Origin of the sequence: Lutibacter sp., from assembly GCF_041596795.1 — a bacterium.
GTDB lineage: Bacteria > Bacteroidota > Bacteroidia > Flavobacteriales > Flavobacteriaceae > Lutibacter.
Genome location: NZ_JBFHHX010000128.1, coordinates 1 through 9,299, shown reverse-complemented (window position 1 = coordinate 9,299; position 9,299 = coordinate 1). Strand labels below are relative to the sequence as shown.

General features: G+C 28.7%; 8 protein-coding genes and 1 pseudogene. 6 read left to right on the top strand and 3 right to left on the bottom strand.

Going from position 1 to position 9,299, the window contains the following annotated elements:
• The 6 genes from ABY298_RS12770 to mnmE form a co-directional block, all read left to right on the top strand.
• Positions 1-1,104 (top strand): long-chain fatty acid--CoA ligase (locus tag ABY298_RS12770; protein ID WP_372746446.1); only part of this gene is annotated, 1,104 nt, incomplete at its 5' end.
• Between the two features lie 81 nt (positions 1,105-1,185).
• Entirely contained in the window at positions 1,186-2,967 is a 1,782-nt protein-coding gene (locus ABY298_RS12765; protein ID WP_372746445.1) for a long-chain fatty acid--CoA ligase, read from the top strand.
• A gap of 62 nt (positions 2,968-3,029) precedes the next feature.
• The gene (gene dnaX / locus ABY298_RS12760) at positions 3,030-4,727 is read left to right on the top strand and encodes a DNA polymerase III subunit gamma/tau (RefSeq protein ID WP_372746444.1); all 1,698 of its coding nucleotides are present in this window, start codon (positions 3,030-3,032) and stop codon (positions 4,725-4,727) included.
• A 19-nt stretch (positions 4,728-4,746) separates the two neighbouring features.
• On the top strand, positions 4,747-5,328 hold the full coding sequence (locus tag ABY298_RS12755; protein ID WP_372746443.1) for a tRNA-(ms[2]io[6]A)-hydroxylase: 582 nt from the start codon (positions 4,747-4,749) through the stop codon (positions 5,326-5,328).
• 40 nt (positions 5,329-5,368) lie between these two features.
• On the top strand, positions 5,369-5,809 hold the full coding sequence (locus tag ABY298_RS12750) for a DUF4268 domain-containing protein (protein WP_372746442.1): 441 nt from the start codon (positions 5,369-5,371) through the stop codon (positions 5,807-5,809).
• A gap of 63 nt (positions 5,810-5,872) precedes the next feature.
• The gene (gene mnmE, locus ABY298_RS12745; protein WP_372746441.1) at positions 5,873-7,258 is read left to right on the top strand and encodes a tRNA uridine-5-carboxymethylaminomethyl(34) synthesis GTPase MnmE; all 1,386 of its coding nucleotides are present in this window, start codon (positions 5,873-5,875) and stop codon (positions 7,256-7,258) included.
• 132 nt (positions 7,259-7,390) lie between these two features.
• On the opposite strand, the gene ABY298_RS12740 is transcribed toward mnmE, so the two are convergent.
• From ABY298_RS12740 to ABY298_RS12730, 3 genes and pseudogenes are all read right to left on the bottom strand, one after another.
• On the bottom strand, positions 7,391-7,600 hold the full coding sequence (locus tag ABY298_RS12740; RefSeq protein ID WP_372746440.1) for a hypothetical protein: 210 nt from the start codon (positions 7,598-7,600) through the stop codon (positions 7,391-7,393).
• 372 nt (positions 7,601-7,972) lie between these two features.
• Positions 7,973-8,407, bottom strand: coding sequence for a hypothetical protein (locus ABY298_RS12735; protein WP_372746439.1), 435 nt, complete (start codon positions 8,405-8,407; stop codon positions 7,973-7,975).
• A gap of 451 nt (positions 8,408-8,858) precedes the next feature.
• Positions 8,859-9,299, bottom strand: a pseudogene (locus tag ABY298_RS12730) (hypothetical protein); the annotation flags it as partial.

The window sequence follows — 9,299 nt, the reverse complement described above, 5'->3', positions numbered from 1 at the left end:
CACATATTTGAAAGATTTGCTTTGTATTATTATCAAATGATGGGATTTGAAATTTATTTTGCCGAGTCTATTGATAAATTGGGCGATAATTTAAAAGAAGTAAAACCTCATTTTATTCCTGTGGTGCCAAGGCTTTTAGAAAAAATTTACGATAAAATAGTTGATAAAGGAAGTAGTTTAAGCGGAATTAAAAAACTATTATTTTTCTGGTCGTTAAATTTGGGTAAAAAATATGAGCCTTATAATAAAAATGGTTGGTGGTATCAATTCCAATTAAAAATTGCTCGAAAACTTGTTTTTAGTAAGTGGAAAGAAGCTTTAGGAGGTAATATTAAATTTTTAGTTTCAGGAAGTGCTCCGTTACAACCTATTTTAACCAGAGTTTTTACAGCTGCGGGAATTCCAGTTTTTGAAGGTTACGGTTTAACAGAAACATCACCTGGAGTTGCCATTAACGATTTTAGAAACAAAGGCTTTAAAATTGGAACTGTTGGAAAAGTTTTAGATGATATTGAAGTTAAAATAGCGGATGATGGAGAAATTTTAATAAAAGGAAGCAACGTAATGGTTGGTTATTATAAAGAAGAAGCATTAACCAAAAAAACTATTATCAACGGTTTTTTACATACTGGAGATATTGGCGAAATGGATAAAGATGGTTTTTTAAAAATTACCGATAGAAAAAAGGAAATATTTAAAACTTCTGGAGGAAAATACATTGCTCCATCGGTATTAGAAAGTAAACTAAAAGAATCTCGTTTTATAGAACAAGTAATGGTAATTGGCGAAGGTGAAAAAATGCCTGCCGCTATTATTCAACCACATTTCGAATTTTTAATTGAGTGGATTAAACATAAAAAAATTAATATCGAAAATTTGTCAAATGAAGCTTTAATTGCCGATAAAAAAATTATTAAGAGAATTCAAAAAGAAATTGACAAAGCAAACCTTACTTTTGGAGACTGGGAAAAAATTAAGGCGTTTGAATTAACTTCTGAAATTTGGAGTATAGAAAATGGTTTGCTCACTCCTACTCTAAAAATGAAACGAAAAGAAATTAAACACAAATTTAAAAACCTATACAATGCTATTTACCAAAAATAATATCAATTTAAGGTAACAAAGTAGCTTGTACAATCATATTATATTTTATACTTTGCACTATTGCAAAAAAAACTAAACCAAATGTCAATAGAAATTAAACGATTATTCGATTTTGCTTACTACCAGCAAGAAACATACAATTTAGAGAAAGCCTTCAACACCAAATACAACGGAAAATGGGTATCAACATCTTCTCAAGAATTTTTAAACAAAGGAAACGCCATTAGTAGAGGTTTACTTAGGTTAGGTGTAAAACCTGGTGATAAAATTGGGCTAATCTCTACAAACAATAGAACAGAATGGAATATATTAGATTTTGGAATTAGTCAAATAGGTGCCATAAACATTCCTATTTATCCAACAATTTCAAAAGAAGATTATGAATATATATTTAACCATGCAGAAATTTCTTACTGTTTTTTATCCGATAGTGAATTATTTGAAAAAGCAGATGCTATAAAATTAAACGTACCAACTTTAAAAGATATTTATTCTTTTGATGAAGTTACTAATTGTAAAAACTGGAAAGAAATTTTAACCCTAGGAAAAGATGAAAGCAATCAAAATGAAGTTGAAACTTTAAAACAAAACATAAAATCAGACGATTTAGCAACAATCATATATACCTCAGGTACAACTGGCACACCAAAAGGTGTTATGCTATCTCACGGTAATATTGTAAGCAATGTTTTAGATTGTACACCAATTATTCCTATTAAAAAGGGAGAGTCTGTAACCTTTAGTTTTTTACCTGTTTGCCATATTTTTGAAAGAATGTTAATTTACTTCTATCAAAATACAGGCTGCTCTACTTATTTTGCAGAAAGTATTGAGAAAGTAGGTGAAAATATTAAAGAAGTAAAACCTAATTTAATGACTGTTGTTCCTCGTTTATTAGAGAAAGTTTACGATGGCATTATTGCAAAAGGATCCGAATTAACCGGAATTAAAAAGATGCTATTCTTTTGGGCAGTAGATTTAGGTTTAAAATATGAACCTTACGAACAAAATGGTTGGTGGTACGAAATGAAACTTAAATTAGCCAATAAATTAATTTTTAGCAAATGGCGTGAGGCTTTAGGAGGTAATCTTGAAATTATGGTTTCTGGTAGTGCTCCACTTCAAGCAAGATTAGCTAAAGTATTTTGTGCTGCACAAATGCAAGTTTGGGAAGGCTACGGACTAACTGAAACTTCTCCTGTAATTTCAGTTAATGAGTACAAAAATAAAGGTTTAAAAATGGGAACTGTTGGGAAACCAATTAAAAATGTAGAAGTGAAAATTGCAGAAGATGGTGAAATTTTAGTTAAAGGACCAAACGTAATGCTAGGATATTACAAAGATGAAGAAAAAACTGCTGAAGTAATGACGGGCGATTATTTTCATACTGGTGATAAAGGTGAAATTGACCAAGAAGGCTTTTTAAAAATTACAGGTAGAAAAAAAGAAATATTTAAAACTTCTGGTGGAAAATATATTGTACCTGCGTACATTGAAAACGAAATGAAACAATCTCGTTTTATTGAGCAAATTTTAGTAATTGGTGAAGGGCAAAAAATGCCAGCTGCTTTAATTCAAATTAACTTTCAGTTTGTGCGCGATTGGGCAAAAATTCACAATGAACCAATTCCAGAAAAAAATGAAGATTTAATTGCTAATCCAAGCGTAATTAATAGAATTCAAGTAGAAATTGACAAAGGAAACTCTGCTTTTGGAAAATGGGAAACTATTAAACGTTTTGAATTAACACCAGATGTTTGGGGAATAGATAACGGACTTTTAACTCCAACTATGAAACCAAAACGAGAAGAAATTTTAGCAAAATATAAACATTTATATAATAAAATTTACGAAATAAAATAAGTTTTAAGTACCCTTAAAACAATACGTTTTTATATTTTTGCAGAATAACCTAATTAAAAAAAATGGAACATTTTATAGTATCAGCCCGTAAATACAGACCTCAAACTTTTGAGGAAGTTGTTGGGCAACAAGCAATTACTAATACGCTTGAAAATGCTATAAAAAGTAACCATTTAGCACAAGCTTTACTATTTACAGGTCCGCGTGGCGTTGGTAAAACTACTTGTGCGCGTATTTTGGCAAAAAAAATAAATCAGAATACAACTACTTCTTCTAATTTAGATGAAGATTTTGCATTCAATATTTTTGAATTAGATGCGGCTTCAAACAATTCTGTAGATGATATTAGAAGTTTAACCGATCAGGTTAGAATTCCACCTCAAACAGGAAAATATAAAGTTTATATTATAGATGAGGTTCACATGTTGTCTCAAGCCGCATTTAATGCATTTTTAAAAACATTAGAAGAACCACCTAAACACGCAATTTTTATTTTAGCAACTACTGAAAAACACAAAATAATTCCAACCATTTTATCACGTTGTCAAATATTTGATTTTAAAAGAATTGGTGTATTAGATGCTAAAAAATACTTAGAAAAAATTGCCTTAGAAGAAAATATCACAGCAGAAGATGATGCATTACATATAATTGCGCAAAAAGCTGATGGCGCAATGCGTGATGCTTTATCTATTTTTGATCGTGTTGTTAGTTTTTCAGGAAATAAATTAACAAGAAAAGCAGTTACGGAAAACTTAAATGTTTTAGATTATGATGAATATTTTAAAACTACCGATTTATTACTTAACAATAATATTCCTGAAGTTTTAATTCACTTTAATACCATACTTTCCAAAGGTTTTGAAGGACATCATTTTATAAACGGATTAGCCTCTCATTTTAGAGATTTAATGGTTGCTAAAGATAAAATTACAATAGAATTATTAGAAGTTGGTGACAATGCTAAAAAGAAGTATTTAGAACAGTCTCAAAAATGCGATATTCGCTTTTTACTGCAAGCAATTGATATGGCAAATGATTGCGATTTAAAATACAAAGGCAGTAAAAACCAACGATTATTAGTTGAATTAACTTTAATGCAATTAGCCTCCATCACTTTTGATGGAGAAAAAAAAAATAACAAACCATACATAATTGCTTCTGTTACTTTTAAAAATACCAAAAAACGCGCTAGAAAACCAATAGATGTTCCACTAGCTGTACCAAAAAAAGAAGAAGCTAAAACTTTAGATAAACCAGTTTTAACTACTAAAAAAGAATTAGTTAAACCTGTTTTAAACACCGAAAGAAGACGCTCTGCACTATCTTTAAAAAGTATTGAAAAAGATAACGAGGTTAAAGATTTAGAAGTAGTTATAGAAGAAGTAAACGGACCTGCAGATGATTTTACTGAAAGTAAAATGCAAGAATTATGGGCCGAATATAGTACTACTCTATTTAATGATGGAAAAAAAATAATTGCATCTATATTAAATTGTAATAAACCTAAATTAGTTAATAATAACATCCATTTTGAAGTTCCAGCAGCTGGAATGAGAGATCAATTAGAAAGTGGAAAGCCTATTTTAATGAAATTTTTAAAGGAAAAATTAAATAATTTTAAAATAGATTTAGTTATTCATTTAAATGAAGAAGAGACCAAAAAATATGCCTACACTCCATTTGAGAAATACGAAAAATTAAAAGAGAAAAATAGCGCTATGGAGTTATTAAAAAGGACTTTTGATTTGGACTTTTAAAAACTTAAATTAAAAAATTATGTTAGGATTAAAATTACCAACTGATCCGCGTTGGGTAAATATAGCAGAAAAAAATATTGATGAAATTTTAATTGATCACGCGCATTGTGAACTAAAAGCTGCCTCTACAGCTAATTCATTAATTATGAGTTTTCCAGAATATTCCGATTTGGTAACTGAAATGGTTTCGTTAGTAAAAGAAGAAATGAGTCATTTTAAAATGGTTCATGAACGATTACTAAAAAGAGGAATTACATTAGGTCAAGATAGAAAGGATTTATATGTAAATAGTTTACTAAAATTTTTTCCAAAGGGAGGAAGCAGAACCACACAATTAATCCACAGATTACTTTATGCTGCTTTAATTGAAGCAAGAAGTTGTGAGCGTTTTAGATTACTTTCAGAAAATATTAAAGATAAAGAATTAGCAAAATTTTATAGAGATTTAATGGTTTCAGAAGCAAACCACTATACTCTTTTTTTAAATTTTGCCCGTAATTTTGGTGAACGAAAAGAGGTAGACAAAAAATGGAATGAACTTCTTGAATATGAAGCTGAATTAATGAAAAATTTAGGAACACAAGAAACTATACACGGCTAATAAATTTAACTCTAAAAGCAAAACAATAAACAAGTAAACAATGTTCAGTAAAGAAGAATCGGCACAATTGCGAAAAGAATTTTGGACAAGTTTTGGTAAATCATTTCCAAGAAAATGGCTTTTGTACAATACTAAAATAAAAGACTTCAATTTTAAATTTGTAGCCGATCAAAAACAAGCATTGGTTTGTTTAGATATAGAATCGTTTGATAGAAATAAAAATGAACTACTTTACGGTCAGGTTCTTGAGTTAAAATCTAATTTAACTGAAGACTATTTACCAGATGTTATTTTTGATGATATATTTATGTTAGAAACTGGAAAAATAATTCACAGAATTTACGTTAAATATAATGGTGAATTTAATATTCACAATAAAAACACTTGGCAAGGAGCTTATCAATTCTTTAATGAGGCTATGCATCAATTTGAAGAATTTTATGAAGATTTTGAGGATTTTATTAAGCAAGCTATTTATTAACTACTTGTTTTTAAACCCAAGCTATATTCTATTTTCAACAAATAAAAATGCTATTTTTGCACTATGAATTCTATTCCTAACGATACTATTATTGCATTAGCAACGTCATCAGGTGTTGGTGCCATTGCGGTTATCAGAATTTCTGGTGAATCTGCCATTTCAATAGTAAACTCCAAATTTAAATCTAAATATGGGAAAAAAGATTTAACCAAAGTTAAATCTCACACCATACATTTAGGAAATATTATTGACGATAACCGTATTATAGACGAAGTTTTAGTTTCTATTTTTAAAAACCCAAATAGTTATACAGGCGAAAATGTGGTAGAAATTAACTGTCATGGTTCTGTATATATTCAACAAGAAATTTTACAATTATTTATAAAAAACGGAGTTAGGAATGCCAACCCAGGCGAATTTACTTTACGAGCTTTTTTAAATGGAAAAATGGATTTAAGTCAGGCGGAAGCTGTTGCCGATTTAATTTCTTCTAATTCTGCAGCATCCCATCAAGTTGCATTACAACAAATGCGCGGTGGATTTAGTAATGAAATTCAAAATTTACGTACCCAATTATTAAATTTTGCTAGTTTAATTGAATTAGAATTGGATTTTGCTGAAGAAGATGTAGAATTTGCAGACAGAACAGAATTCAACAATTTAGTAAACAAAATAAGCGCTGTTTTAAAACGATTAATTGATTCATTTGCCTTAGGAAATGTATTAAAAAATGGAATTCCGGTAGCAATTGTTGGGGAACCAAACGTTGGAAAGTCTACTTTATTGAACACTTTACTTAACGAAGAAAAAGCAATTGTTAGCCATATTGAAGGTACAACTCGTGATGCTATTGAAGATGAAATTTCTATTGATGGCGTAACATACCGATTTATTGATACAGCTGGAATACGTGCTACAGAAGACTTTGTAGAGAATATTGGAATTCAAAAAACCTTTGAAAACATTGAAAAAGCACAATTAGTATTGCATTTAATTGATAGTTCTAAAATAGATTCGCTACAAACCAGAATTGATGAATTGAAAGAGAAATATCCTTCAAAAAAAATACTTACTATTGTTAATAAAGCAGATTTATTAACTGAACAAGAGATCACAAAACTCAATACTCATTTTTCAAATCTAATTATCCTATCTGCAAAACACAAAACTGGTATTCACAAACTTACCACTACCCTAACTGAATTAGCCAATAAAGGTGCTTTAAGTAATAATGAAACCATTGTTAGCAATTCTCGTCATTTTGAAGCGCTAAACAACGCATATACATCTATAAAGGAAGTACAAAAAGGTATTGACGCACAAGTAAGCACAGATTTATTTGCAATTGATATTCGGCAAGCATTATTTTATTTAGGTGAAATTACTGGCGAAGTAACTACCGAAGATTTATTGGGTAATATTTTTGCAAATTTCTGTATCGGGAAGTAGTCTTTTAAAAAAACTACTTTTCATGTTGTAACCCATTTTTAGTTTAAAAACCAGCACTAAAAATAAATGAAAATCATTAAATGGGTAGAAGTTTCTTAATGTGTAAACCACTACCCATTATCTTAATTTTATTTAATTTATTACAATAGTAACAATTACACTGGATATTAAGTTAACATAATATATTTCTCCAGAACCATTACCACTCTCACTTGGTTCAGCATAAATTTGATATCTATCCATAGAATCAATATCACCAATATTAATTTCAAATGTTTCAGTTTGATTAGCCCCTACTTTTCCTAAATAGTTTGAATTAAACCCATCATAAACATCATTCATGAAATTAGTTTCATTGATAACTTTTACTTTTACATAGTTATCCTCACTATTATATGAAAATAGTACTATTGAAGTTGTGAATTCCGACTTCCTTTCTTAAGTCATTTTTCAGTTAATTCTGACATTTACTTAAAAATATAATTCATAACTATTTTAAATATGATAAATAAAAAAAGAAACAAATAACTAACAAAATTAGTTATTTGTTATATGAATATTTACAATTACCTTAATCATTTTAGATACACGATTATATCATCATTATTACAAAATGACGATTGTAATTCCTGAAATCCATATTATAAACAAAATATTATAGTGTTTTAAATTGAGCAATTAAAATCCTACTTTTTATATTTGTTTTACTTGTTCTTATTCAGTTTTTTTACACTTAGAATAATCAACATTAAAATTAAAATTCTTGGTGCTCAATTTTTGAATTGATGGATTTCCATTATGATCAGGTTTATAAGCTGCTCCAGTTCCTAAATCAACTCCAATACCTATTAGTCCCCATGATAATGTACTCCAAATAAAATTCCCAGTTCTAAAAGATTTATTATATGTTAAAGTTTGTGGCTCACATCCTTTTTCTTCTAAGGTAACAACTAATGCTTTATTTCTAGCAAATAATTGAGTTGTTGTTCCTGTTCCAATTTTTTGACCATCTACATAAATATCTGCATTTGGGTGATCTTTTGCTACAATTGTTCCTTGGTATTTGCTACCTCCAAACATAACACCACAACTTGTTAAAGTTGAAGAAAATAAAATTGCAACCGCAATAAATAAAATACTCTTTTTCATAATTTTTGAATTTGTAATAATGTAATTTTTAAAATTTTTCATATTATTTATAATAAATTATATGAATTTTAATTGCTCAATTTTTTTTGATTTAAATTTTTTCTAAGTCTAGAATTAAAATTTAGGATAGCTAAAATAGCCTTTTCCTATAGGTTTTTAAAGGTAATTTGATGTTTTTTACCATATTTTTAATCATTCTAATTAGTGAGTCCCCTACTATTTATATAACTATTTTTAAATCAATCAATTCGGTTATAAGTTGTATAATTTTGAAATTTAAATTTGTGAAATAATATTAAAAATTAAGGCTGTAGAATTTCTTATCTAAAAAATTCAATTTGAAAAAAGAGAGAAATTAAAAACTATAAATAAAGGAAACCTAATTGTTGTATCGAGAAGCAATAAAATTCTGAAAATTTTAAATTGTTACTATTTGCTAATTAATTTGCACTCAACAAATCAACAATAATCGGTACTCTCCAATTTTTTCTTTTGGAGCTCTATGAATGCAAGGAGGAACTTGAATTTTAGGATGATCAATTGCTAACTTCCATAAGTGACCCAATCCTAAACTAATAGTACGTGCCTCTGGTTTAGCTTGGTAGTGTAGATCGAAAAAATGTTCACTTAAAAACGATTCAAAATCTTCATCTTTTCCCCTAAATAATTTTTTAAGTTCATTTCGTATTTCAGGAACAAGTACTTTTTGTATGGCTTGAGAATTTGGTAATATTTCACTAGACTCACCGTAGTAAGTGCATAAAAAAGTATCAATTGGTAAAGGCGAACGATCTACATGAAAAGAATAAACATCTGTTGGGAAAAATGGGTAGCTATCATCTCTTTCATAGCATTTAATTACATTAAGAATTGGAGATGCACCATGAGCTTT

Coding starts and splice junctions, on each gene's coding strand:
- ABY298_RS12750 (WP_372746442.1), top strand. CDS start 5,369: ATGTTCAGTAAAGAAGAATCGGCACAATTGCGAAAAGAATTTTGGACA.
- mnmE (WP_372746441.1), top strand. CDS start 5,873: ATGAATTCTATTCCTAACGATACTATTATTGCATTAGCAACGTCATCA.
- ABY298_RS12740 (WP_372746440.1), bottom strand. CDS start 7,600: ATGAATGATGTTTATGATGGGTTTAATTCAAACTATTTAGGAAAAGTA.
- dnaX (WP_372746444.1), top strand. CDS start 3,030: ATGGAACATTTTATAGTATCAGCCCGTAAATACAGACCTCAAACTTTT.
- ABY298_RS12735 (WP_372746439.1), bottom strand. CDS start 8,407: ATGAAAAAGAGTATTTTATTTATTGCGGTTGCAATTTTATTTTCTTCA.
- ABY298_RS12755 (WP_372746443.1), top strand. CDS start 4,747: ATGTTAGGATTAAAATTACCAACTGATCCGCGTTGGGTAAATATAGCA.
- ABY298_RS12765 (WP_372746445.1), top strand. CDS start 1,186: ATGTCAATAGAAATTAAACGATTATTCGATTTTGCTTACTACCAGCAA.